Raw genomic sequence first — 24,750 nt, 5'->3', positions numbered from 1 at the left:
TTCGCCGCCTCAGCCCAAGGAAATGGCCAAAGTCCAGCTCAGGTCTTCTCCACATTCCAGAACACCGGCACGGGCCCCTTCAGGATGCCGCGCAGGTTGCTCCGCCAGGCGCTGGGGGGCAAATACTGGCCGAGCGGGATGAAGGGCACCGTCTCGAAGGACCGCGTCTGGATCGCCTGGTCCAGGCGCTTCAGCTCCGCCTTGTCGGTCCCGTCCATCCAGGCCTCGCGCATCCGCTCCACCTCCGGGTCGTCCGGCCAGCCGAACCAGGCCTGCCGCCCATTGCCCCGCAGGTTGGAGGCGAAGACCGGATCACGGTACTCCGCCGCCGGGAAGCCCGAGGGAAACACCGACCATCCGCCCTTCTCCGGCGGTTCCATGCTGGTCCGCCGCTGCACGATGGTCCCCCAGTCCATCGACTGGTCGTCGATGTTCAGCCCGACCGCCCGCCAGGCGGCGACCGCGACGCTGGTGAAGGCGTCGTAGAAGGTCTGGTCGGTCGGGTGCATGCAGACGATGCGCTCCCCGGCATAGCCGGCCTCCCGCAGCATCCGCTTGATCGCCTCGGTCCCCGGCCGCTGCCGCACCGTCTCCATCCCCGCCTCATTGGCCGAGGGCGTGCCGGGCAGGAAATACCCGACTGGCGCGCGGAACAGCGACGCATCGGTCCCCATCGCCGCGGTCATCGTCTCCACCTGGTCGATCGCCGCCATCATCGCCCGCCGCACGCCGACATTCGCCGTCGGCCCATGCAGATGGTTCGGCCGCATCGCCCCGAAGGTCCCGTAATTGTCGATCGCCCCGACCGTCACCCCCCGCGCCCGCTTGAGGCGGGAGAGCAGGTCGGGCAGCGGCTGGTCGATCCAGTCCACCTCGCCGTTGATCAGCGCATTCGCCGCCGTCGCCGGGTCCGGCAGGATCTGCCACTCGACGCGATCGACCAGCACCCGGTAGCCGCCGGCGGCATGGCTCGCCGGCTCCGGCCGCGGCGCGTATTTCTCGAATTTGGCGAAAACCGCCCGGCTGCCGGGGACGTATTCATCCGCCACCCAGCGGAAGGGCCCGCTGCCGATGAACTCGGCCACCTGCTTGTACGGGTCGGTCAGCGCCAGCCGCTCCGGCATGATGACCGGGCTCGGCTGCGTCTTCGCCAGGGCATAGGGCAGGGAGGCGAAGGGCTTCCTCAGCCGCCAGACCAGGGTGCGGTCATCGATCGCCTCCAGCGCATCCAGCCGTGCCGCGATGGTCTGGCCGATCGGGTCCCGCACCATCCAGCGCTTGAGCGAGGCGACGCAATCCCGCGCCGTCACCGCCTCCCCGGTATGGAACCGCAGCCCGTCGCGCAGCCGCATGGTCCAGCGCCGGGCGTTGTCCTCGACCCTGTGGCCCTCGACCATCTGCGGCTGCGGATTGAGCTGCTCGTCCCGTCCGTAGAGCGTCTCAAACAGCAGATGCGCCGAGTTGCGGGTGACGACGGCGGTGGTCCAGACCGGGTCCAGGCTGGTCAGGTTGGCCTGCGGCACATGGATCAGCACCTTCGGCTCGGCGGCCAGCGCCGGGGCGGCAAGGCGGGTCACTGCAAGGCTCGCAGGCAGCGCGGCCAGCAATTGGCGACGTCGCATGGTCGTCTCCTCTCCCGTGGTGGCCCTTGCCGGGCCTTGGGCGCGAGTGTCCCCCGCCCGGCGCCCGGCTGCAACGCCTGCCGCAAATCCGGGCAGGGCAGGGCTGGCAGGGCCAGATAACCCGCCCTTCACGCTTGCGCCCTCGCCCCCGGCGCGCAGAATGCGACCACCGGACCGGAGGATTGCATGACCATCGCGCGGCAGATGAGGCTCGGCGTCTCGATCCGCTACCTCGGCTACCACGCCGCCGCCTGGCGCCACCCCGAGGCCGACCCCGGCGCCGCCTCCAAGCTCAGCCACTTCATCCGCCTCGCGCAGACGGCGGAGGCGGCCAAGCTGGACATGGTCTTCCTCGCCGACGGCATCGGCCTCCGCACCCGGGACGACCCGCCGGGCGCGCTCTGCCGCTCGCACCAGACCGCCGAGCTGGAGCCGCTGACGCTGCTCTCGGCGCTGTCGGCGGTCACCAGCCGCATCGGCCTCGTGGCGACCGCCAGCACCACCTACAACGAGCCCTTCCACATCGCCCGCAAATGGGCCTCGCTCGACCACCTCAGCGGCGGCCGCGCCGGCTGGAACATCGTGACCAGCTGGTCCGAGGCCGAGGCCTGGAATTTCAACCGCGAACAGCACATGGACTACGACCTGCGCTACGAACGCGCCGCCGAGTTCGTCGAGGTGGTGAAGGGCCTCTGGGACAGCTGGGAGGGCGATGCCCTGGTCCACGACAAGGCCAGCGGCATCTTCTTCGACCAGTCGAAGCTCCACTGGCTGAACCACAAGGGCAAGCATTTCCAGGTCCGGGGACCGCTGACCATCGCCCGCACCCCGCAGGGCCGCCCCATCCTGGTCCAGGCCGGCGCCTCCGAGCAGGGGCTCGAGATCGCGGCGCAAAGCGCCGACGTGGTCTATACCGGCGCGCTGAACCTGGACTCCGCCAAGGCCTATTACGTCAACCTGAAGGACCGCATGGCCAAGTACGGCCGCGCCCGGGACGACCTCAAGATCATGCCGGGCATCACCCTCTTCATCGGCCAGACCGAGGAAGAAGCCCAGGCGAAATACAAGCAGCTGAACGACTTGGTGGAGCCCGAGCTCGGTCTCTCCTATCTCTACAGCCAGATGGGCGACCTCTCGGCCTATCCGCTCGACGGCCCGGTGCCGGAGCCGAAGGACCCCCGCGTCCGCAGCATGGCGGCGAACAACCTGGCGCTCGCCCGGCGGGAGAACCTGACCATCCGCCAGCTCTATTCCCGCATCGCCGCCGGCTTCGGCGGCCGGGTGCTGGTCGGCACGCCCGAGATGATCGTCGACAACATGGTGGAGTGGATGGAGGCCGGCGCCGCCGACGGCTTCAACCTCTGCCCGCCGGTGCTGCCGCTCGGCCTCGACGACTTCGTCGAGATGGTGCTGCCCGAGCTGCACCGCCGCGGCCTGTTCCGCACGGAATACGAGGGCACGACGCTCCGCGAGAACCTCGGCGTGCCGATGCCGGTCAACCGCTACGTCGCCGCCGCCGAAGCCGCCGAATGAGCGGGTTGGTCATCCTCGGCGCCGGCCCCGCCGGGAGCGCCGCCGCGGCGATCCTGCCCGAAGCCCGCCTCATCGCCACCGCCTGGCACGCCGAGCCCGGCCGCCTCTGGATCGAGACCGCCGCCGGCGTCGAGGCCGTGCCCTTCGACCGCCTCCTCCTCTGCGCCGACGAACCCCTGCTGCTGCTGGCCCTCGGCTGCGCCTTCGCCGACGGCCGCCCGCAGGTGGACCCGACCGGCCGGACCAGCCAGCCCGGCATCCACGCCGCCGGCGCCATCCTCGGCGCCAGCACGGCCGAGGAGGCCGCCCGCCAGGGCCGCATCGCCGCCCAGTCTCTGGCGGGCCTGCCGCCCGAGGGGGTGCTCGCCGCCACCCCCCTGGCCGAGCCCGAAGCCCCCGGCCGCCTCGACCCGCTTTCCATCGCCCAGCTGTTGGAAACCCCGCCCGGCCCGGCCCGCAGCGCCGGGATCCTCGCCCAGGCCGCGCTCCGCGGCCCCCGCCTGTCCAGCGTCGCCGCCCCCGCCCGCAACGTCGGCTTCGCCGCGCTGGCCGCCATGGCCCCGGCGACGCTGACGCCGCGCGAGACCCAGGCCGACACGGGGACGCTGGCATGAACGTCGACGTCATCGTCGTCGGCGGCGGGCTGCACGGCATGTCCGCCGCCCTCCACATCGCCCGCCGCGGCCACAGCGTGCTGGTGCTGGAGAAGGACCGCGTCGCCGCCCATGCCTCCTCCTACTCGGCAGGCGGCGTCCGCACCCTCGGCCGCCACCCGGCCGAGGTGCCGCTCGCCGTCGAATCCCTGGCGATGTGGCACCGCATCGCCGAGCTCGTCGGCGACGACTGCGACTTCCACGAGACCGGCCATGTGAAGGTGGCCGAGACCGCCGCCGAGCTGGCCGAGCTCGAGGCCCGCGCCGCCGCCATGCGCGCCGCCGGCTGGGACCATGAGGAGGCGATCGACGCCGCCGAGCTCCGCCGCATCCTCCCCGCCGTCGCCCCGCATGCGACCGGCGGCCTGATCGCCCGCCGCAACGGCTTCGCCCGCCCCTACCGCACCACCCTGGCTTTCCAGCGCGCCGCCGAGGCCGCTGGCGCCACCATCCGCGAGGGCGCCGGCGTCGAAGGCCTCGACCGCCGCGACGGCCAATGGCAGCTCCGCTGCACCGACGGCAGCACCCATACGGCGCCCATGCTGGTGAACACCGCCGGCGCCTGGGGCGCCCGCCTCGCGCGCAGCGTCGGGGAAGAAATCCCCCTCGGCTTCAACGCCTTCATGATGATCTACACCTCCGCCCTGCCGCCCTTCGTCACCCCCGTCGTCGGCCTCACCGGCCGTCCCATGTCCTTCAAGCAGGCCGAGACCGGCCACGTGATGATCGGCGGCGGCCACAAGGGAATCGGCGACCTCGATACCGGCGCCGTCGCGCTCGACGTCGAGCGCCTGGCCTTCTCCGCGAAGACCGCGCTCGACGTCTTCCCCATCCTCAAGGACGCCCGCATGGTCCACGCCTGGGCCGGGATCGAGGGCGTGCTGCCGGACGAGATCCCGGTCGTCGGCCTCTCCCGCACGGTCCCCGGCCTCGTCCACGCCTTCGGCTTCTGCGGCCATGGCTTCGAGCTTGGCCCGGTCATGGGCGGCATCGTCGCGCAGCTCGCGCTCGACGGCGCCACCAACATGCCGATCGCCCCCTTCGCGCCGGACCGCTTCGGCGCGCCGGCCGCCGCCGGCCCCGGCGCCCTGCTGCAACCCGCGGGATAGGCCGCCATGCGAGTCGCCATCCTCGGCACCGGCGCCATCGGCCTCGGCGCCGCCGCCCTCCTCACCGAGCAGGGCCACAAGCCCGTGCTCTGGTCCCCCTCCGGCACCGGCGCCGCGGCGCTGGCCGGGGGCGCGCCGCTGGATGCCTCCGGCGCCCTGACCGGCCGCTACACGGTCGCGGTCGCCGCCGATGCCCGCGCCGCCGTCACCGGCGCCGAGACCGTCATGCTGGCGCTGCCCGCCTATGGCCACCGGGCGGTGCTCGACGCCGTGCTGCCGCACCTCGCGGCCGGGCAGACGGTGCTGTTCAGCGGCCACCTCTCCTTCGCCGCCCTCTACCTCGCGCAACGGCTGGCGGAACGCGGCCTGCACCTGCCCATGGTGGTCTGGGGCACCACCGTCACCACCGGCCGCCGCACCGGCCCGACCGCCGTGCGCATGAACATCCGCGCCAAGGTCGACGTCGCCGGCCTGCCCGCCGGCGAGGGCGGCCTCGCCCTCTCCCGCACGCTCTTCGGCGACCGCTTCGTGCCGCGCGACGACCTCATCGCCATCGCGCTGAGCAACGTCAATCCGCAGAACCACATGGCCATCGCGCTGTGCAACCTGACGCGCATGGAGCGCGGCGAGGCCTGGGCGCAGAACGAGAACATCACCGACGCGGTCGGCCGGCTGATCGAGGCGCTGGACGCCGAACGCCTCGCCATCGCCGCTTCCTTCGGCGCCACCGTCCGCACCGTGCGCGAGCACTTCCACCTCTCCTTCCACATCCCCGAGGCCCCGCTCGGCGAGATGGCCCGCGCCATGGTGGCCAAGGGCGACCGCACCCTGGCCCCGGCGACGCTCGAGACCCGCTACGTGCTGGAGGATGTCCCCTTCGGCCTGGTGCCCACGGTGCTGCTCGGCCGCCTCGCCGGCATCCCGACGCCGCTGCACGACAGTGGCATCGCGCTCCTCTCGGCGCTCTATGGCCGTGATCTTGCATCCGCCAACGACATCCTGCCGGCGCTCGGCCTCGCCGGCATCACGAAGGACGAATTACGCGCACGCATGCGCTGAGGAGTTGCCGCGAGCATGGGAACGCTGAACTACATCGCCCGCCGGCTGCTCTTCTCCGCCTGCCTCATCCTCGGCGTCAGCGTCATCCTCTTTGCCCTGATCAACGCCATCGGCAACCCGATCGAGATCCTGCTCGCCGAACGCCCCGGCGTGACCGAGGAGATCATCGAGGCGGTGACGAAATACTACGGCCTCGATGGCAGCGTCACCGACCGCTACTTCACCTGGCTCGGCAACCTCGCCCGGCTCGATTTCGGCACCAGCATCATCTACAACCAGCCGGTCGGCGACATGCTCTGGTCCTTCGGGATCGAGACCCTGAAGATCCAGATCCCCGGCATCCTGCTGGCGCTCGGCCTCTCGGTGCTGGTCTCCACCCTCGCCGCCACGCGGCAGTACAGCCGCACCGATTTCACCGTCATCGCCGGCGCCATGCTCGGCCATTCGCTGCCGGGCTTCTTCATCGGCATCCTGCTGATCCTGGTCTTCTCCTACTGGCTCGGCGTGCTGCCCTCCTACGGCGCCTATTCCACCCGCAACCTGCTCTGGGACAGCGAGATCGCGGACGGGCTCTGGCACATGGTGCTGCCGGTCGGGATGCTGACCATCTTCAACACCGCGACGCTGACATTGCTGATGCGCTCGTCGCTCGTCGACGTGCTGCGGCAGGATTTTATCACCGCCGCCCGCGCCTCCGGCCTGCCGGAGCGCCGCGTGGTCTTCGGCCATGCGCTGCGCAACGCCTTCATCCCGGTGCTGACCTACCTCGGCATCCTGTTCGGCCTGATGCTCGGGACCGCGCCGGTGACCGAGACGGTCTTCACCTGGCCCGGCCTCGGCGCGCTCTACATCATGGCCATCCAGCAGCTCGACTACCCGCTCATCATGGGGGAGACGATGGTCATTACCGTCATGCTGGTCGGCGCCACGCTGCTGACCGACATCGCCTATGTCGTCATCGACCCGCGCATCAGGCTCGGCTGATGCACGGCACCCTTCCCCCAAAACCACCCGGCATCTGGCGCCAGGGCTGGTACCGCTTCCGCCGCAACCGCGGCGGGATGCTGGGCCTCATCCTCGTCGCCCTCGTCGTGCTGGTGGCACTCACCTGCTTCGTCGCCGCGCCCTACGACCCGAACGACCAGTCCGCCATGCTGCGCGGCGCCTCCCGCCAGGGGCCCTCGGCGCTGCACTGGCTCGGCACCGACCGCATGGGCTACGACGTGCTCAGCCGGGTGCTCTACGGCGCCCCCACCGCGCTGGCGGTCGGCCTCGGCGCCATGGCCATCGCCTCGGTCATCGGCGTCATCATCGGCGGCATCGCCGGCTACGTCGGCGGGCTGGTCGATGAATGCCTGATGCGCTTCGCCGAGTTCTTCATGGTCATCCCGGTCTTCATCGTCATCCTCGCGGTGGTGCGGCTCTTCGGCATCATGGTCGTCGGCACCTGGATGGAGCGCGTCCCGCACCTCAACCTGATGACCATCATCGCCCTGCTCGGCCTCTTCGGCTGGCCGCCCGTCGCCCGCATGGCGCGGGCCGAATTCCTCCGCCTCAAGCACGCCGAATTCGTCGAGGCCGCGATCTGCATCGGCACCACGCGGCGGGACATCCTGGCGCGGCACATCCTGCCCAATGCGCTGCCCTCGCTGATCGTGCTGGTCGCACTCGGCATCGGCGGCGCCATCCTGGCGGAGACCATGGTCAGCTTCCTCGGCTTCGGCGACCCCAAGGCCATCTCCTGGGGCCAGCTGCTATATTTCAACTACGAATCGCTGAAGGTCGCGCCCTGGGGCTCGGTCGCCCCCGGCGTCGCCATCTTCGTCACCGTGCTCGGCTTCAACCTGCTGGCGGATGGGCTCACCGATGCCTTCAATCCGCGCCTCCGGCAGTAGCGCCATGGCCGAACCACTGCTCTCGGTCGAGGACCTCAAGGTCCATTTCTTCACCCGGGACGGCGTGGTCCGCGCCGTCGATGGCGTGGATTTCGCCGTCAACCGTGGCGAGACCCTCGGCATCGTCGGCGAAAGCGGCAGCGGCAAGACCGTCTCCAGCCTCGCCCTGCTCCGCCTCGTCCCGCCCCCCGCCCGCACCGTCGGCGGCCGGGTGGTCTTCGAGGGCACCGACCTCCTCACCCTGCCGACCAAGGCGCTCGGCACCATCCGCGGCCGCCGCATCGCCATGGTCTTCCAGAACCCGGCGACGTCGCTGAACCCGATCTATTCCATCGGCAGCCAGCTCGGCGAGATCCTGCTCTGGCACGAGCCCATCACCCGCGCCGAGGCCGAGGCGCGCGTCATCTCGCTGCTCACCCTGGTCGGCATCACCGACCCCGCCGCCCGCCTCCGGCAATACCCGCATGAGCTCAGCGGCGGCATGAAGCAGCGCGTCGGCATCGCCCGCGCCCTGCTCTGCAACCCCTCCCTGGTGCTGGCGGACGAGCCGACCACGGCGCTCGACGTCACCATCCAGGCGCAGATCCTCGACCTGCTGGCCGACCTCCGCCGGCGCCTCGGCATGGCCATGGTGCTGGTCACCCACGACATGGGCGTCGTCGCCCGCATGGCGGACCGCATCACCGTCATGTACGCCGGCCGGGTCTGCGAGACCGCGGATGCCGCCACCATCTTCCGCGCCCCGCAGCACCCCTATACCCGCGCCCTGCTCGACAGCATGCCGCGCATCGACCACCGCTACACCGGCGGCGCCCGCCAGGTGCTGCCCACCATCCCCGGCCGCCCGCCCAACCTGCTGGACCCGCCCGCCGGCTGCCGCTTCCACCCCCGCTGCCCCGATGCCATCGCCGACTGCCGCCGCATCCTGCCACTCGAGACCGAGATCGCCCCCGGCCATACCGTCAGCTGCATCCGCCGCGGCAGCCAGGGGATCGCCGCATGACCGAGGCGCTGCTCGAGGTCCGCAATCTCTCCAAGCACTACCCCGTCCTCAAGCGCGGCATCCTGCTGCAGCGGAAGGCCGCCGAGATCCGCGCGGTGGACGACGTCTCTTTCAGCATCCAGCCCGGCGAGACCCTCGGCCTGGTCGGCGAGAGCGGCTGCGGCAAGACCACCACGGCGCGCGCCATCCTCAACCTCGTCACCCCCAGCGCGGGCAGCGTCCGCTTCGCCGGCCAGGACATCGTCCCGGTCTTCCGCGGCAGCGACCGCCGGGCGCAGCTCGCCATCCGCCGCAGCCTGCAATACGTCTTCCAGGACCCCTACCTCTCGCTCAACCCGCGCTGGACCATCGGCGAGACCCTGCGCGAGCCCTTGCGCGTCCACCTGGCCGATCAGCAATCCGCCTGGCAGGCCCGCATCGACACGCTGCTGGAGATGGTGGGTCTCGAACCCCACCACGCCTGGCGCTACCCGCACGAGTTCAGCGGCGGCCAGCGCCAGCGGGTCGGCGTCGCCCGGGCGCTCGCGGTCGAGCCCCGGCTGCTGATCCTGGACGAGCCGGTCTCCTCGCTCGACATCTCGGTCCGCGCCCAGATCCTCAACCTGCTGGTCGAGCTGCAGGACCGGCTGGGCCTCACCTACCTCTATATCTCGCACGACCTCAGCTCGGTGCGCTTCATCAGCACCCATGTCGCGGTGATGTACCTCGGCAAGCTGGTCGAGATCGCCCCGGTGGACACGCTGTTTGCCACCCCCGGCCACCACTACACGCGCGCCCTGCTGAGCGCGATCCCGGTGCCCGACCCCGGCGCCGCCAGTACCCGCATCGCCCTGCAGGGGGAGGTGCCGAGCGCCATGAACCGCCCCCCCGGCTGCCCCTTCCACCCCCGCTGCGCCGCCGCCCTGCCGGTCTGCTCGCGCGAGGAACCGCCGCTGACCGCCTTCGGCCCCGGCCACCGCCTGGCCTGCCACAACCCCGCCTAGGCCCGCTTCGGCGCTGACAGCGGCGCCCGGGCAGGTCTAGGCTTTCGTCTCAATGCGCGGGTCGCGCCCTGGAAGGAGCATGCGCATGATGCAGGTCATCGTCATCGGCGCCGGCGCCGTGGGCGCCGCCACCGCCTTCCGCCTCGCCCAGGCCGGGGCCCGGGTGACCGTGCTCGACGCCGGCCGCATCGGCGGCGGCACCAGCGGCACCAGCTTCGCCTGGATCAACTCCGCCAATGGCGAGGTCCCGCCCGCCTACCATGCGCTGCGCACCGCCAGCATGGCGCTGCACCGAGAGCTCGCCGCCGAATTCGGCAACCCCGACTGGTATCACCCGGCCGGCGGCCTGCAATGGATGCGCCCCGAGCAGGTCCCGGCGCTGGAGGACAATGTCCGCCGCCTGCAGGCGCGCGGCTACGCCGCCGAATGGATCACCCGCACCCGCCTGCTGGAGATGGAGCCCGACCTCGACCCTGATGTCGTCGGCGACGTCCCCGTCGCCTGGTTCCCCGAGGAAGCCTGGCTCGACCCCGTCCCCTACGCCGGCGCCATGCTGCGCGCCGCAAGCGCCCTCGGCGCGGAGGTCCGCATCCACACCCGGGTCGCCGGCATGGCCATGCAGGGCAGCCGCGTCACCGGCGTCACCCTCGCCGATGGCACGACGCTTCCCGCCGATACCGTGGTGAACTGCGCCGGCCGCTGGGCCGATGCCGTGGCGGAGGATGCCGGCCTGCGCATCCCGCTCGCCCCGACGCACGGCTTCCTGGTCTTCACCCCGCCCGTGGCGCTGGCCGTCGCCCACCTGCTGCATGCGCCGGAGGCCAACCTCCGCCCCGATGGCGCCGGCCGCCTCATGCTGGTCTGGAACGACTTCGCCGCCGCCGTGACCGCCGATACGAAGCCCGATCCGGCCATGCCCGAGGTGCAGGCGATAATGCGCAGCGTCGCCCGCCTCATCCCGGCGCTGGCGGGCGTTGAGGCCGAGGCCGTCCGCATCGGCACCCGCCCCCTGCCGCCGGACGGGCTCTCCATCGTCGGCCCGGTGCCCCGGATGGAGGGCTACTACGTCGCGGTGACGCATAGCGGCATCACCCTCTCGCCCCTGCTCGGCAAGCTCGCCGCGGCGGAGATCACCACCGGCCGACCCGACCCGGCGCTGGCGGCATTCCGCCCCGCGCGCTTCTTCAACTGAGGAGACCCCGCATGCCGAAACGCCGCACCCTGATGCAGGCCGCCGCCGCGGCGGCCGTCACCGCCGCCGCCGGTCCCGCCCGCGCCGCGCCGCCCTTCTTCAAGCTCTATTTGATGATCCCGAACAACCAGCCGGCGCGGATGATCTGGGGCACGCTGGCGGCGCAGCAGATGTCGCGCATCGGCATCGACGTCGTCTCCTCCTTCGTGCCCTTCACCGTCATCGCCCCGCGGCGCTCGCGCGGGGAGGGCAAGCCGCATCCCGACGGCGGCTGGGACTGCTACCTCGAGCGCTACTACTACAATGCCATCAAGCCCACGCCGAACACGCTGTTCCACAGCCGGCTGATGCCGCCGGGCGGCGAGAATTACTACTACGTCAACGACCCGCAGATCGACGCCTCGCTCGATGCCATCAGCAACACCCGCGACGATGCCGAGCGCGGCGCCGCCTACAAGGCGTTCCAGAAGCGCTGGACCGAGGTGGAGCCGCTGACCATCCTGTTCTATCCGCAGGACGTCATCGCGGTGAACCCGAAGCTGAAGGGCTTCGACGCCACCACCTTCAACCCGGTCTTCTTCCCGCAGCCGGAGAAATGGACCATCGAGGGTGCCGGCCGCAACGCGACCGCCGCCTTCGCCTCCTGGGCGCCGCCGGCCAGCCTCATCCCGATGTACACCACGGGCTACAATGAATCGAACATCTTCGGCCCGGTCTACAACCGCCTGTACGAGTACGAGAGCTGGGAGAACAAGAAGCTCATCCCCAGCCTCGCCACCGGCCATACCGTCTCCAACGACGGCAGGACCTGGGTGATCTCGCTCCGCCAGGGCGTGAAGTGGCACAGCGGCGAGGAGTTCACCGCCGCCGACGTGAAGTTCACCTGGGACACCATCCTGAACGCCGCCTACGGCTCGCAGCTCCGCGCCGGGCTGCTGGCGGTGCTCGGCGGCACCGAAAACTACAAGGTCAGCAGCAAATACGAGGTCACCGTCACGCTGCCGGCCTACAACATGCTCTTCCTCGACTGGGCGCTGGGCGCGCTGGCGATGATGCCCGAGCACGCCTACAAGGACCTCCGCCCGGAGAGCCTGCGCGGCCATACCGCCAGCACCTGGCTCGGCACCTATGCGGTGAAGACCTCGGACGGCAAGAGCTTCACCGCCCGCGGCGGCGTCGGCACCGGCCCCTGGATCCCGCAGGGCTACGACCCCGCCCGCAAGGCCTACAAATACGCGCGCAACCCGAACTACTGGAAGCCGCATACCGGCAACGTCACCACCTTCTACATCGTCAACATCCAGGGCACCGACAGCGTGCTCAGCGCGCTCAAGGCCGGCGAGATCGACGCGCATGACCCGATGTACGACATCGGCCCGCAGGTCAGCACCATCGACCCCGCCTGGGGCAAGGTGCAGGCCTTCGACAGCTTCAAGTGGCAGCACATCTGCTACAACCTGAAGCACCCGGTCTTCGGCACCGGCGTCGACACGCCGCTCGGCCGGCAGGACCCCGCGCGCGCCGCCGAGGCCGCCGCCTATATCCGCCGCGCCATCAGCCATGCCATGCCGCGCGAGCAGATCGTCAAGGAGATCGCCGGCGGCTACGGCGAGCCGGGCGTGGTGCCGATGCCCTGGTCCGCCCCGGAATACGACCATGACGCACTCAAGCCGATCGCCTACGACCTCGGTCTCTCGCGCCAGTACATGGAAAAGGCCGGCTACGAATTCTGAGGGGGGATGCTGCGATGAAGCGACAGATGCGGCTCGGCATGTCCATGCGCGGGCTCGGCTACCACCCCGCCGCCTGGCGCCACCCCAAGGTGCCGGCCGACGGCAGCCTGAGCTTCGCGCATTATGTCCGCAACGCCCAGGCGGCGGAGCGCGGCCTCTTCGACATGATCTTCTTCGCCGACGGCATCGGCATCCGGGAGAAGGACGAGCCCCGCGGCTCGCTCGCCCGCTCCGGCTACGAGATCGTGGAGATGGAGCCGATGACGCTGCTGCCGGCGCTCGGCGCGCTGACCAGGCACATCGGCCTCGTCACCACGGCGTCGACCACCTACAACGAGCCCTACCACGTCGCCCGCAAATTCGCGACCCTCGACCTCATCAGCGGCGGCCGCGCCGGCTGGAACATCGTCACCTCCTGGTCGGAAGCCGAAGCCCGCAATTTCAACCGGGAGGAGCATCTCGACTACGACACGCGCTACGAGCGCGCCGCCGAATTCGTCGAGGTCGTGACCGGCCTCTGGGACAGCTGGGAACCCGACGCCTTCCCCTACGACAAGGCCGGCGGCCTCTTCTACGACGAGAGCCGCATGCATGTGCTGAACCATGTCGGCAAGCACTTCCAGGTGCGCGGCCCACTGAACGTGGCATCCATGCCGCAGGGCCGCCCCATCCTGGTCCAGGCCGGCGCCTCCGAGCCCGGCCGCGAGATCGCCGCCGCCACCGCCGACGTCGTCTACGCCGCCCAGGACAGCATCCCGAACGCCAAGGCCTACTACGACGACGTGAAATCCCGCATGGCGAAATACGGCCGCAGCCCGGACGACCTGAAGATCATGCCCGGCCTCCGCACCGTCGTCGGCCGCACCCGCGCCGAGGCCCAGGCCAAGTTCGACGAGTTGCAGTCCCTGCTCGACCCGCTGGTCGGCCTCGCCCGGGTCTACAACGCGCTCGGCGACCTCAGCGGCCATGACGTCGACGGGCCGGTGCCGGAGCCGGTGAAGCCGCCGCAGGTCCGCAGCATCGTCGACCAGATGATGCAGCGGGTGCGGCGCGACAAGCTCACCATCCGCCAGCTCTACACGCAGATGACCGCCGGCGGCTTCTGCCTCATCGGCACCGCCGCCGACATCGCCGACGGCATGGAGGAATGGTTCGACGCCGGCGCCTGCGACGGCTTCAACATCCTGCCGACACACCTGCCCGAGGCCTGCGAGGATTTCGTCGAGCACGTCACGCCGGAGCTGCAACGGCGCGGCGTCTTCCGCACCGCCTACGAGGGCGCGACCCTGCGCGAGAACCTCGGGCTGAAGCCGCACGTCAACCGCTACGTTGCCGCGCGGAAACGATCGCAGGCCGCGGACTAAGCTTTCGTCACATTCTGTTAAACGGTTGACGCGGGTTTTCAATCCGCGTCAATCTTTACGCCTGGGATGCGCCCGGTCATGGCGACGGCCTCGAGTGCGGCATAAACGATAAGAAGCATGCGGCGTCACCGGCCCTGCCGTGGCACGCGCAGGCCAAGGAACGAGTGCGATGGCTGACGTCCCTGAGCGCAGCGACGATCCGCATGGCGCCGCCGGCGCCGAACCCATCCTGCTCAAGCTGCGGCGTACCCCGGCCCGGGCCAGCCATGCCCCGCCCGACGGCATGCTGGAACGCCTCGGCCTCGCCCTGCCGTCCCGGGGCCAGTCGCTGCCCCGCAAGCAGCGCCGCACCCTCATCGCCAAGGCCTTCGAGGCCGAGATCCTGCCCCGCCTCCGCCTGCAGCACGATGCCGCGCCGCGCCCGGCGCCCGCCCGCGGCGCCAATGCCGCCATCGTCCCGCCGGACATCGAGACCCTCACCACGCTGGTGCTGCACCAGGACTTCGACGGCAGCCTCGCCTGCCTCGAGGCGCATGCCGCCCGCGGCGTCGCCGCCGCCCGCATCAGCCTCGAGCTGCTGGCCCCGGCCGCGCGCCGGCTCGGCGAGATGTGGGACAACGACCTCTGCACCTTCACCGAGGTGACGCTCGGCCTCGGCGTGCTGCGGCGGCTGCTGGCGGCGCTGCATGGCCCGGCCGAGGCGGGCCGGCCCCCGCAGGACGCCGCCCGCCGCGTGCTGCTCGCCAGCATCGCCACCGAGCAGCACAGCTTCGGCCTCGGCATGGTGGCAGACTTCTTCCGCCGGGCCGGCTGGGACGTGACCGCCGAGACCCCCGCCGCGGCCGCGGACCTCGCCGAGGCGGTCGGGCAGCATTGGTTCGCCGTCGCCGGCCTGACCCTCAGCACCGATGAGGGCATCGGCCCGCTCGCCCTGGCGATCCGGGCGATCCGCAAGGCCTCGCGCAACCCGCTCATCGGCATCATGGTCGGCGGCCCGATCTTCACCGCCCGGCCCGAGCTGGCGCTGCTGGTCGGCGCCGACCTCACCGCGCCCGATGCCGAGCAGGCGGTGCTGCGGGCCGAGGGGCTGCGCGTGCTGATGAGCATCCTGCCCGACCGCGGCTGAGCGCCGCCCGGGCCTGCCACTCAGGCCAGCCGCCCCCGCGCCGCCCGGTGGACGTGCCGGGCGGCGAGCAGCGCCGCCAGCTCCTCCTCGCCCTCGGCCACCGCGGTCAGGATCATGGCGTGCTCCTGCCAGTCCGGCCCGGCCCGCTCGGCGCTGTTGCGGCGGAAGACCAGCTCGGTCCGCTCGCGCAGCGGCCGCGTCAGCTCCTGCAGCGCGCGGTTGGCCCCGGCATCGGCCAGCAGCTCGTGGAAGGCGGCGTTCAGCGCCGCCAGCTCGGCGGGCGGGGCCCCGGCCGGGAGCGCGGCGCCGCGCGCCAGCAGCGCCCGGATGCGGGCGATCATGCCGGCATCCCGCCGCCGTGCCGCCAGCCGGGCGTTCAGCCCTTCCAGCACCGCCCGCACCTCGATCAGCTCGGCGGCGAATTCCGGGGTGAGCTCGGCGACCTGGGCGCCGCGCGCGCCCTCGGCCGGCACCGCCAGGCCTTCGGCGACAAGCTGCTTGATGGCCTCGCGGATCGGCACCCGCGACATGCCGAGGTCGGCCGAGAGCCTCTCCTCGATCAGCCGCTCGCCGGGCGCCAGCCGGCCGGCCAGGATCGCCTCCCGCAGCGCCTGCAGCGCCTGCCGGCTGAGCGGGGCCCGGGCCGGCGTCGTCAGCGCGGGGCCGGGCGTGGCGGGGGGAAGGCGGTTCATCGGGGTACGGGGGCCATCGCCGCTGGAGGTAGCAGGCGCCGGGACAATTACCATCTCCCCTGCGACCCCGTATACGAGAAACTGCAACGGTCGTCGCCGGTGCCGCCAGGACCGGCAGCCTGACGCTGGAATTGCGCAATATGCCGCCATTTCTGCGCCGCGGCATGATTCCCCCGGCGTGCCTCCCGCCCCGGCGCGGCGGTTTTCGTTGACAGGCCGCGTGGCCGTATACAACGATGGCCTCCGTCAGTGACCCCTGCAGGAGTGCCCGCCCCATGGGGGTCCAGCTCGACGCGGTGCATACCGTCTACCTGCTGGGCGTCGCCGCCATCGTCGGCTCGATGGTCCTGCGCGCCAATGTCGTCGTCCCCGCCATCCTCGCCACCTTCGCCGTCGCCCTGGCCTTCACCGGCAGCCCGCTGGCCGCCACCGTCGCGGTCTTCAACGGCTCGCTCGTCGCGGCGAAGGAGCTGTTCAGCATCTTCCTGGTCATCGCCTTCATGACCGCGCTGCTGAACGCGCTGCGCAGCCTGGGCGCGGACCAGCAGATGGTGCGGCCCTTCCAGCGGGTGATGACCAACGGCCACGTCGCCTACCTCGTGCTCGCCGCCGTCACCTACGTCATCTCGCTGTTCTTCTGGCCGACCCCGGCGGTGCCGCTGGTCGCCGCCACCCTGCTGCCGGCCGCCATCTACGCCGGGCTGCCGGCCATGGGCGCGGCGGCCGCCATCGCCATAGCGGGGCAGGGGATGGCGCTCTCCTCGGACTACGTCATCCGCGTGGCGCCGGCGATCAGCGCCCGCGCCGCCGGCATGGCGGATGCCGCGACCATCATCGCCGACAAGACCCTGCTGCTCTCGCTCGTCACCGGCCTTGTCGCGCTCGGCCTCGCCTGGCTCCGCATCCGCCGCGACATCCGGGCGCCCTCGCAGCGCCACCTCGCCGCCTGGCAGGAAGGCGCCACGCTCGGCGCCAGCCTGGCCGAGCAGCGCGAGCAGGTCGCGCCCAGCATCGGCTCCTTCGACAAGTCGGTCCTCGCGCTGCGCGCCGCCGAGGGCCTGCCGGAGACCGGCGACGCCGCCCCGCCCGCGCCGCGGCACCCCTGGTGCAACGCCATGGCGATCCTGACGCCGATCGTCTTCCTCCTGGTCATCCTCGTCATGCTGGCGCCGAAGCTGGTCGCGGGCCTGCCGGAGCTCAAGGGCGGCGATGCGGCGGCCCTGGTCGGCGGCACCGCGGCGCTGATGATGCTCATCGCCACCTTCGCCGCCGATGGCAGGCAAGCGATGCACACGGCGGCCGACCACATCATCGACGGGCTGGTCTTCTCCTTCCGCGCCATGGGCACCGTCCTGCCCATCGCCGGCTTCTTCTTCCTCGGCGCCGCCGAGACGTCGGGGGCCATCCTCGGCCTGCCCGCCGGCACCGCCGGCCCCGGCCTGCTGTTCGAGGTGATCGGCGCGGTGCAGCACCTCATCCCACCCAGCCCCACGATCGTCGCCTTCGCGGTGCTGATCGTCGGCATGATCACCGGCATCGACGGCTCGGGCTTCGCCGGGCTGCCGCTGACCGGGGCGCTGTCCGGGGCCCTCGGCCCGGTGGCGCGGATCGACCCGACCACCCTCGCGGCGGTCGGGCAGATGGGCGCGGTCTGGACCGGCGGCGGCACGCTCATCGCGTGGTCCTCGCTGATCGCCGTCGCCGGCTTCTGCCGCGTGCCCGTGCTCGATGCGGTGCGGGTGCTCTTCCTGCCGGTGATCGCCGGCCTCATCCTCTCGACCATCGTCGCGGTGGTCCTGTGGTGAGCAACGTCAAACCCAAGGAGGCTCCGATGGCCACGCTGATGAACCACGACGAATTCCGCACCGCGCTCGAGAATGCCATCAAGGGCAAGAGCGCCAACCAGTCCCCCTTCAGCATCGCCTGGGCGACCGGCAAGCTCTCGCGCGAACACCTCTGCCGCTGGGCCGAGAACCACTACCACTACGTCGGCCCCTTCGCCGACTACCTCGGCTACGTCTATGCCCGCATGCCCGCGCACTACCAGGAGGCCAAGGACTTCCTGCTCGCCAACATGTACGAGGAGGAGATCGGCGGCGACCGCCACACCGACCTGCTGATCCGCTTCGCCGAGGCCTGCGGCACCACCGCCGCCCGCGTCCGGGACGAGGACAACATGTCCCCGACCACCCGCGCCCTGCAGTCCTGGTGCTACGCGGTCGCCATGCGCGAGGACCCGATCGTCGCCGTCGCCGGCCTGGTCGTCGGCCTCGAATCCCAGGTGCCCAGCATCTACCGCAAGCAGACCCCGACCCTGCGGGAGAAGTACGGCTTCTCGGACGAGGAGGTCGAGTTCTTCGACCTGCACATCGTATCCGACGAGATCCACGGCGAGCGCGGCTACCAGATCGTGCTGGAACACGCGACCACGGTGGAACTCCAGCAGCGCTGCCTGAAGATCTGCGAGATCGGCGCCCAGATGCGCCTGCTCTACACCACCGCGCTCTACAACGACTACGTGGCCAAGGAGATCTCCCTGCCGCAGCTCGGCCTCGCGGCGTAAACCCGCGCATGCCCGTCGTCACCTTCCATAAAGGCGAGGGGACCTTCGTGGAGGAGGTCCCCGACCAGGCCAATCTCGTGGTGCGCGCGGGCATCCGGAAATACCCCTGGCCGCACCTCCGCTATGGCTGCGGCATGGGCAAATGCGCCAAATGCGCCTGCCGGGTCATCGGCGGCGCGGAGCACCTGCCCGCGCCGAACTGGAAGGAAGAGAAGCAGCTCGGCGGTCGCATCGCCGAGGGCTACCGGCTGGTCTGCCAGATCTGGCTGACGCATGACGTGAGCCTGGTGCAGGACGATGTCCCCTTGCCGCCGCGGGGGGTGTGAAGCAAGGCCAGGGAGGAGGTATCCTCCCGTTGGACGCGGTGCGTCCGACCCTGCTCTATTTCTCTGAGTCTGCTGAATGACCAGACTTTCCCGGACGGACCCCGAGGACCCCAGCATGTACGTCATCCTCACCAGCAAGCCCGGCCAGTTCCGCACCGAGCTGACCCCCGGCCTCACCCCGGTCGAGACCTACGACTACCTCTTCCACGAAACCCGCAAGGCCCGCTTCGTCATCGCCGAAATCGCCGGCACGCCCCGCATCCGCGTGGTCGAGGAAGGCCCCGCCGCCATCGTCAACAGCGTCCCCTGCAAATTCCTCCAGCACTTCGACACCGTCGAGGCCGCCCGCCGCGAGCTGCGGACGCTCACCGCCTTCGGCACCGTCCAGGCCCGGCTGGAGCCGGTGGCGGCATGATCACCGTCGCCTTCCTCACCAGCGGCAAGACGGCGACGGCGGCGGAGCAGACCAGCCTGCTGCGCCTCTCCATCCGCGAGAAGGGCGGCATCCCCTTCAAATGCGGCGGCGGCATCTGCGGCACCTGCCGGTGCAAGGTGGAGCAGGGAATCGAGAACACCGACGCGGTGAAGCCGAAGGAGCGCCGCCACCTGACCGAGGCCGACCTCGCCGCCGGCTACCGCATGGCCTGCCAGACCTTCGTCACCGGCGACGTCGCCGTCTCCTGGGTCCCCGCCGCCCCCCGTCCCGGAACCGTCGCATGAAAGCGTCCCCATGAAGGCTGGCCTCAGGCTCGAACTCCGCGAGGCCCGCGCCATGGTCGCCGGCGCCACCGCCGAGGCCGCCCGCATCGGCGTGGCGCAGACCGTCTGCATCACCGACGACGGCGGCTTTCCGATCGCGCTGGAGCGCATGGACGGCGCCCGCGTCACCGGCCCGCAGATCGCCTGGAACAAGGCCTTCACCGCCGCCGGCCACAAGCGGTCCACCCACCTGTTCAACACCCCCCCCAACGGCCCCGCCCTGCCGGGCAACGAGGCCTTCGGCATCCAGTGGAGCTTCGAGGGCCGCTTCGCCGTCTTCGTCGGCGGCTTCCCCATCGTGGTGGATGGCGCGGTGGTCGGCGGCATCGGCCTCAGCGGCGGCAACGGCGAGCAGGACATCGCCTGCGGCATGGCCGGCCTCCGCGCCCTGGCCGAGCTGCTGGCGCCCGAGGGCCTGGCCGTGCTGGTGGAGCCCGACATCAAGCGGTGAGGACGCTGCTGATCGTCGTCCACTCGCTCACCGGCGGCACGCGGCAGATGGCCGAGGCCGCCGCCCGCGGCGCCGCCACGGAGGCCGGCGTCCGCACCCGCCTGCTGTCGGCGGTGGACACCCACCCCGCCGACGTCCTCGCCGCCGATGGCTATATCTTCGCCACGCCGGAGAACCTCGCCGCCATCGCCGGGCTGATGAAGGACTTCTTCGACCGCTGCTACTACCCCGCGCTCGACCAGCTCAACGGCCGCCCCTATGCGACGCTGGTCTGCGCCGGCACCGATGGCACGAACGCCGCCCGGCAGATCGCCCGCATCGCCACCGGCTGGCGCCTGCGTCCCGTCGCCGACCCCCTCATCATCCTCACCGGCGCGCAGACCGCGGAGGCCATCCAGGCCCCCAAGACCATCCCCCCGGAAGCCCTCTCCCGCTGCGAGGACTCCGGTGCCGCCCTGGCCACCGGCCTCGCCCTCGGCATCTTCTGACCCCCGGTTCGCAAAGCCCCGCCTGGCCCTGCCTTTACTCCAGCAGCCCGAACATCCGCCCGCCCAGCGCCGCCGCCGGCCCGCCCGGCAGGCCCAGTGCCGCGAGGCACCCCCAGACGCCGACCGCCGCGCTGTCCACCACGGGGATGCCGAGTTCCGCCTCCAGCGCCGCCACCACCGGCAGCCCCGGCAGGTTGGTGCTCCAGAGCAGCACCGCATCCACCCCCGGCGCCACCGCCCGCGCCGCCGCGGCGATGCGCTCCGGCGGCAGCGCGGCGGTGTCCGGATTGCCCGCCACCCCGAAGGCCCGCATCGCCGCGACCGCGACGCCCTGGGCGCCGAATTGCCGGGCGCTCAGCTCGGCCTGCGGCAGGCTGCCCGGCGCCACCAGCCCGATCCGCCTCGCCCCCAGCCGGCCGAGGATGGTGAGGGTGTCGAGCGCCACCGAGACCACCGGGCAGCCGGCGACGGCACCCATGGCGGCGCCGAGGTCGCGGTCCACCTGGAAGCCGTCCGAGCAGCCCTTGGTGCCGTTCCAGGAGATCGCCGCCACCCCGGCATCGCGCAGCAGCGCCACCGCCGCCCGGATCGGCGGCAGGTCGTAGCCATGCGCCGGCTGGCCGCTGCCATCGGGGTGGAAGGGGATGCGGGCATAGCAGGCGCCCCAGTCGGGATAGCCCCCCAGCAGCGCCTCCACCGTCCGCTCCACCGTGCGGTTGGAGGAGGGGACGAGCTGGCCGATGGCCCGGGGTGGCATGAACATGGGGGCGCCTCCTGGTGTCGCCCCGGGGTCAGGCAAGCGACATGCCAGCGGGGAAGGGGGGCGGGGGAGGGAGCGGGGCCGGCCAGGGCCCCGCTCCGCGGTCACAGCAGGACGAGCGTGCTGTTGGCGTCCTGGCCGCTGGCGGCGCGGTAGGACTCCCAGTCGTAGTACTCGCCCCAGACCCAGTGGTCGTCCGCGGCGCTGGTGACGCGGTACTCGTTGTGGTCGAAGCTGTTGCCGGCCGCGAGCAGCGCGGCCTCGTCGCTGTCGGCCACCGCGCCGAAGGCGCCGGCATCGGCCGCGGGCGCGATCAGCAGGTTGTCGTGGACGGCATTGCCGGCCGTGACATAGGGGCCGTGGGCGCCGTCGCCGCGATCCTGCTGGATCAGCCCGATGCCGTTGCCGCCGCCGGTCATGTCGACGGTATTGCCGTAGATCTCGACCTGCTGCGAATTCTGGATCTGGATGGCGCTGCCCCAGAGCCATTCCGGCACCGCCGCGCCGTTGCCGGCGAAGCTGTTGTCGCGGATCACCGCGTCGTAGCTGATCTCGTGGTTGATGCCGCCGCCGGAGTTGCCCTGCAGCCGGTTGCCTTCGTAGAGCGTGTCGATGTTGTCGATGTCGGTCCAGAGGCCGTAGCCGTTGTTGTCGTGCGAGAGGTTGTCGCGCACCACCAGCCCCCGGGTCACCGCGAATTTGGCGCCGCCGCCCTCCCAGAAGGGATCGATCCCGGAGAAGAAGCCGTTGGCCGCGAGCTCGTTGCCCTCGACCAGGATGTTGTCGCCGCTGCCGCCCAGGCCCATCTCGCCGTTGTCGTGCACGTGGTTGCCGAGCAGCTTGGTGTCGGTGCCGGCCAGGATGCCGACGCCGTAGTTCAGCCGTACCTCGTTGTCCTGGATGGTCCAGCCGACCGGCGGCGTGTTGTGGCCGATCGCGCCGTACTGCACCGGCGCCGCGTATTTCTCGACCGTCAGGCCCTCGATCGTCACCCCGGTGGCGCCGCCGGCGAAGGCATAGGGGCTGACCGCGGCCTCGACCGCATGGCCGGCGGGGTCGTCGCGGACATAGATCCGGTCGGCGGCGTAGTCGAAGAAGAACCGGCCCGGGGCCAGTTCGGCCAGGGAGTCGACCGGCTGCAGCGGCTTGTCGTCGACGAAGACGGCATCGGGATAGGCGGCGCGCGGGAAGGCGTCGAGCCCTTCCTCGGCGGCGCGGCGCTCGCCTTCCTGGGTCTGGCCGCCGACGACGTAGTTCTCGCCGTCCCTGACGAAGCCGTCCAGCAGCCGGGCGCCGTTCATCACCGCGCCCTCGGCGCCGGTGAAGCGCTGGTTGTCGAGCGGCGTCACCGCCTGCTCCCGGTGCACGCCGGCCTCGAGCCAGAGGGTCGCGCCGGGCCCCGCCGCATCGGCCATGGCCTGGAGATCGGCATCGACCCCGACGACGACCGCCCCCGGCGGGGGCTGGGCGGAGGAGCCGCCGGACGGCGCCGCCGCGAGGGAGGCGGCCGGCGTGGTATCGGGTTCTGCGAATGTCATGCTAGTGCCCATGCTGTATCGACGTTGCGCTCCATGCCCTGGTGGGGTTCGAGAGTTGGCGATGGAGGGAGAGGCGGCGTTGCGGGTGCCGCCGGCGCGATCGCTCCGGCGATCCGCGGCGGAGCGATGTCACTGATCCGGTCACTACCGGCCGTGCCGCCGCCCGTTAGCACCCGCACCCCGTCGGGGCCACCGCCGCCGTACAACCGGTCGATGCCGTCGCGGCCGGCCAGTCGTCGCGGTCGGCGCTGCCGCCTGGCGTGTCGGCGGCGGCATGGTTGCCGAATAGGTCGTTGCAGGGCTCGCGCGCGCGCCGCCGCCGCCCCGCGTCCGGGCGGCCTGACCGGCGGCGGCGCAGGCGGCGGCGGCACCCCGGCCGCTCGGGCCGCCACCCCGGCCGGGAGCGTGATTGGTCCGATGCCGGTGCGGCCGGGGACGCGCATCGCCGGCCCGGCTCCCGGGCCGGCACCGGCTTCACAACGCCGAGAGGTGAGGGCCGGGACGCAATCCTGGGGTCAGCTTCGCCCGGCGGCGTTGAGCCAGGGATTGATGTTACCAAGGCGGTTCTTATGCCGCTTCACCGGTTGGCCGCTGCCGCTGGCCCTGCGACCGGGGCTTGCACCGCCAACCGCAACTGAAAGTAAGGATTGAAGGAGCGGCACCCGGATCGTTTGGAAAAGAAGGCTCCCCCGGACAACCAAAGACACGTATTCGGTGCTTCCTGGGATACCTACGGGCAAGCCGATTATTCTATTCACGGGTTATCGTTTTTTGGGCATTGGATACCGACGGCATGCGGGTCCCGCCGCCGGGGCGCAACGGTTCATCGCAATTCCCAGCTAGAAGGTGGGATTCCGCCATGGCACCCGGTCGGGCCCGCGTCCTCGCCGACGGCGTCGCATAAAATCAATCGTGGGAAACATTCCAGCATCGAAAGTACCAATTTCATGCCTCAGGGCAAGAATTGAGTAAGGAGCCATGCAGATGTCGCCTCCAGCCCGGGAAAGCGAAGTCACGGATGAGTCCTGCCACGCGGTCCTCATCGATTCCCAGCGACTGTTCCGGGAGGCCCTGCACCGCATCCTGCAGGTTCCGCCGCTGACCGTCGTCGGCCAGGGCCGCAGCCTGGACGAGGCGGTGGCCGAGCTGCCGCCGGGCCTCCGCCTGCACCTGGCCATCTACAATTTCGGCTCGGACGCCGAGGCGGAGCGCGAGCTGCCCAACGTGCAGGCCCTGCGCGCCCGGCATCCCGGGATCAAGTCGGTGGTGCTCACGGACTGCCGGCAGCCGGAGGTGCTGCTGAAGGCGGTGGGCCTCGGGGTCGAGGCCTTCCTGTCGCGCGACATCTCGGTGGAGGTGCTGCAGCGGGCGCTGGAGCTGGTGCTGCTCGGCCAGTACCTGCTGCCCACCAGCCTGGCGCAGCTGCTGCTGCACCCGGCGCGGCCGGCGGCCCCGGGCGGCGGCCGCGCCGCCGGCCTGGCGGAGGGCGGCATCCAGCTGCCGCCCGGGGCCGCCCCGCTGCCCGACCAGCGCCGGACGACGGCGCTCACGCCGCGCGAATGCGAGATCCTGCAGTGCCTCACCGACGGGCGGTCCAACAAGGAGATCGCCCGCGACCTCGACCTGACCGAGGCGACGGTGAAGGCGCATGTGAAGGCGCTGCTCCGCAAGACGCAGATGACCAACCGCACCCAGGCCGCGATCTGGGCGATGACCCAGAACCTGGGCGCCGCCGACCGGCCGGCGCCGGCCGCGCCCCCGCCGGCCCGGCCGGTGCCGCGGCCAGGCGACGACCAGCCCGCCCGGCCGGCCGGCCTGCCCTGGTCCAAGCGCTGCGACCTGGCCTGAGGCCCGGACCCCCGCCGACCCGCCCCCCTAGCCTGGATTATGCGCGAAGGCTG

At 71.3% G+C, this 24,750-nt stretch carries 24 protein-coding genes; 20 read left to right on the top strand and 4 right to left on the bottom strand.

Translation table 11 applies throughout. The features are described from left to right. Positions 1 to 38: 38 nt before the first annotated feature. The gene (locus QWZ14_RS12435; protein WP_290316991.1) at positions 39 to 1,622 is read right to left on the bottom strand and encodes an ABC transporter substrate-binding protein; all 1,584 of its coding nucleotides are present in this window, start codon (positions 1,620 to 1,622) and stop codon (positions 39 to 41) included. A gap of 186 nt (positions 1,623 to 1,808) precedes the next feature. On the opposite strand from QWZ14_RS12435, the gene QWZ14_RS12430 reads away from it, so the two are divergent. From QWZ14_RS12430 to QWZ14_RS12375, 12 genes are all read left to right on the top strand, one after another. Then, a complete protein-coding gene (locus QWZ14_RS12430) occupies positions 1,809 to 3,155 on the top strand; it encodes an LLM class flavin-dependent oxidoreductase (protein ID WP_290316990.1) in 1,347 nt (448 codons plus the stop codon). Continuing rightward, complete coding sequence (locus tag QWZ14_RS12425) at positions 3,152 to 3,769, top strand: hypothetical protein (RefSeq protein ID WP_290316989.1); 618 nt, start codon at positions 3,152 to 3,154, stop codon at positions 3,767 to 3,769. Before QWZ14_RS12430 ends, QWZ14_RS12425 begins: the two co-directional genes overlap by 4 nt. Continuing rightward, positions 3,766 to 4,917, top strand: a complete 1,152-nt coding sequence (locus QWZ14_RS12420) for an NAD(P)/FAD-dependent oxidoreductase (protein ID WP_290316988.1) — start codon at positions 3,766 to 3,768, stop codon at positions 4,915 to 4,917. Before QWZ14_RS12425 ends, QWZ14_RS12420 begins: the two co-directional genes overlap by 4 nt. A gap of 6 nt (positions 4,918 to 4,923) precedes the next feature. After that, positions 4,924 to 5,976 (top strand): NAD/NADP octopine/nopaline dehydrogenase family protein, encoded by a 1,053-nt coding sequence (locus QWZ14_RS12415; RefSeq protein WP_290316987.1) that lies wholly within the window; start codon positions 4,924 to 4,926, stop codon positions 5,974 to 5,976. 15 nt (positions 5,977 to 5,991) lie between these two features. Continuing rightward, a complete protein-coding gene (locus tag QWZ14_RS12410; RefSeq protein ID WP_290316986.1) occupies positions 5,992 to 6,960 on the top strand; it encodes an ABC transporter permease in 969 nt (322 codons plus the stop codon). Beyond that, the gene (locus QWZ14_RS12405) at positions 6,960 to 7,871 is read left to right on the top strand and encodes an ABC transporter permease (RefSeq protein WP_290316985.1); all 912 of its coding nucleotides are present in this window, start codon (positions 6,960 to 6,962) and stop codon (positions 7,869 to 7,871) included. Before QWZ14_RS12410 ends, QWZ14_RS12405 begins: the two co-directional genes overlap by 1 nt. 4 nt (positions 7,872 to 7,875) lie before the next feature. Next, on the top strand, positions 7,876 to 8,874 hold the full coding sequence (locus QWZ14_RS12400; protein ID WP_290316984.1) for an ABC transporter ATP-binding protein: 999 nt from the start codon (positions 7,876 to 7,878) through the stop codon (positions 8,872 to 8,874). Further along, positions 8,871 to 9,857, top strand: a complete 987-nt coding sequence (locus QWZ14_RS12395; protein ID WP_290316983.1) for an ABC transporter ATP-binding protein — start codon at positions 8,871 to 8,873, stop codon at positions 9,855 to 9,857. The genes QWZ14_RS12400 and QWZ14_RS12395 overlap by 4 nt, the downstream gene beginning before the upstream one ends. A gap of 85 nt (positions 9,858 to 9,942) precedes the next feature. Next, entirely contained in the window at positions 9,943 to 11,049 is a 1,107-nt protein-coding gene (locus QWZ14_RS12390; protein ID WP_290316982.1) for an NAD(P)/FAD-dependent oxidoreductase, read from the top strand. Positions 11,050 to 11,060: 11 nt separating this feature from the next. Continuing rightward, positions 11,061 to 12,782, top strand: a complete 1,722-nt coding sequence (locus tag QWZ14_RS12385) for an ABC transporter substrate-binding protein (RefSeq protein WP_290316981.1) — start codon at positions 11,061 to 11,063, stop codon at positions 12,780 to 12,782. A gap of 14 nt (positions 12,783 to 12,796) precedes the next feature. Continuing rightward, positions 12,797 to 14,146 (top strand): LLM class flavin-dependent oxidoreductase, encoded by a 1,350-nt coding sequence (locus QWZ14_RS12380; RefSeq protein ID WP_290316980.1) that lies wholly within the window; start codon positions 12,797 to 12,799, stop codon positions 14,144 to 14,146. A 169-nt stretch (positions 14,147 to 14,315) separates the two neighbouring features. After that, the gene (locus QWZ14_RS12375; RefSeq protein WP_290316979.1) at positions 14,316 to 15,272 is read left to right on the top strand and encodes a cobalamin B12-binding domain-containing protein; all 957 of its coding nucleotides are present in this window, start codon (positions 14,316 to 14,318) and stop codon (positions 15,270 to 15,272) included. Positions 15,273 to 15,292: 20 nt separating this feature from the next. Here QWZ14_RS12375 and QWZ14_RS12370 read toward each other — a convergent pair whose 3' ends face one another. Continuing rightward, complete coding sequence (locus QWZ14_RS12370; protein ID WP_290316978.1) at positions 15,293 to 15,964, bottom strand: GntR family transcriptional regulator; 672 nt, start codon at positions 15,962 to 15,964, stop codon at positions 15,293 to 15,295. A gap of 275 nt (positions 15,965 to 16,239) precedes the next feature. On the opposite strand from QWZ14_RS12370, the gene QWZ14_RS12365 reads away from it, so the two are divergent. The 7 genes from QWZ14_RS12365 (at position 16,240) to QWZ14_RS12335 (ending at position 20,551) form a co-directional block, all read left to right on the top strand. Beyond that, positions 16,240 to 17,769 (top strand): hypothetical protein, encoded by a 1,530-nt coding sequence (locus QWZ14_RS12365; protein WP_290316977.1) that lies wholly within the window; start codon positions 16,240 to 16,242, stop codon positions 17,767 to 17,769. Positions 17,770 to 17,795: 26 nt separating this feature from the next. Further along, the gene (locus QWZ14_RS12360; protein WP_290316976.1) at positions 17,796 to 18,527 is read left to right on the top strand and encodes a TenA family transcriptional regulator; all 732 of its coding nucleotides are present in this window, start codon (positions 17,796 to 17,798) and stop codon (positions 18,525 to 18,527) included. Between the two features lie 8 nt (positions 18,528 to 18,535). Beyond that, on the top strand, positions 18,536 to 18,853 hold the full coding sequence (locus QWZ14_RS12355) for a 2Fe-2S iron-sulfur cluster-binding protein (RefSeq protein ID WP_290316975.1): 318 nt from the start codon (positions 18,536 to 18,538) through the stop codon (positions 18,851 to 18,853). Between the two features lie 76 nt (positions 18,854 to 18,929). After that, entirely contained in the window at positions 18,930 to 19,268 is a 339-nt protein-coding gene (locus QWZ14_RS12350; protein WP_290316974.1) for a ferredoxin, read from the top strand. Then, entirely contained in the window at positions 19,265 to 19,573 is a 309-nt protein-coding gene (locus tag QWZ14_RS12345; RefSeq protein ID WP_290316973.1) for a 2Fe-2S iron-sulfur cluster-binding protein, read from the top strand. The genes QWZ14_RS12350 and QWZ14_RS12345 overlap by 4 nt, the downstream gene beginning before the upstream one ends. Positions 19,574 to 19,583: 10 nt before the next feature. Further along, positions 19,584 to 20,063 (top strand): GlcG/HbpS family heme-binding protein, encoded by a 480-nt coding sequence (locus QWZ14_RS12340; protein ID WP_290316972.1) that lies wholly within the window; start codon positions 19,584 to 19,586, stop codon positions 20,061 to 20,063. Beyond that, positions 20,060 to 20,551, top strand: a complete 492-nt coding sequence (locus QWZ14_RS12335) for a flavodoxin family protein (RefSeq protein WP_290316971.1) — start codon at positions 20,060 to 20,062, stop codon at positions 20,549 to 20,551. The genes QWZ14_RS12340 and QWZ14_RS12335 overlap by 4 nt, the downstream gene beginning before the upstream one ends. A 34-nt stretch (positions 20,552 to 20,585) precedes the next feature. Here the strand turns inward: QWZ14_RS12335 and QWZ14_RS12330 are convergent, their stop codons facing one another. Next, positions 20,586 to 21,314, bottom strand: coding sequence for a maleate cis-trans isomerase family protein (locus QWZ14_RS12330; protein ID WP_290316970.1), 729 nt, complete (start codon positions 21,312 to 21,314; stop codon positions 20,586 to 20,588). Positions 21,315 to 21,415: 101 nt separating this feature from the next. Continuing rightward, positions 21,416 to 22,849: a right-handed parallel beta-helix repeat-containing protein gene (locus tag QWZ14_RS12325; RefSeq protein WP_290316969.1), complete on the bottom strand. Its 1,434-nt coding sequence runs from the start codon at positions 22,847 to 22,849 to the stop codon at positions 21,416 to 21,418. A gap of 984 nt (positions 22,850 to 23,833) precedes the next feature. Here QWZ14_RS12325 and QWZ14_RS12320 point away from each other — a divergent pair. After that, entirely contained in the window at positions 23,834 to 24,697 is an 864-nt protein-coding gene (locus QWZ14_RS12320) for a LuxR C-terminal-related transcriptional regulator (protein ID WP_290316968.1), read from the top strand. Positions 24,698 to 24,750 lie beyond the last annotated feature (53 nt).

It is taken from the genome of Paeniroseomonas aquatica, assembly GCF_030409335.1.
GTDB lineage: Bacteria > Pseudomonadota > Alphaproteobacteria > Acetobacterales > Acetobacteraceae > Belnapia > Belnapia aquatica.
This window is presented reverse-complemented; position numbering and strand designations above follow the sequence as displayed.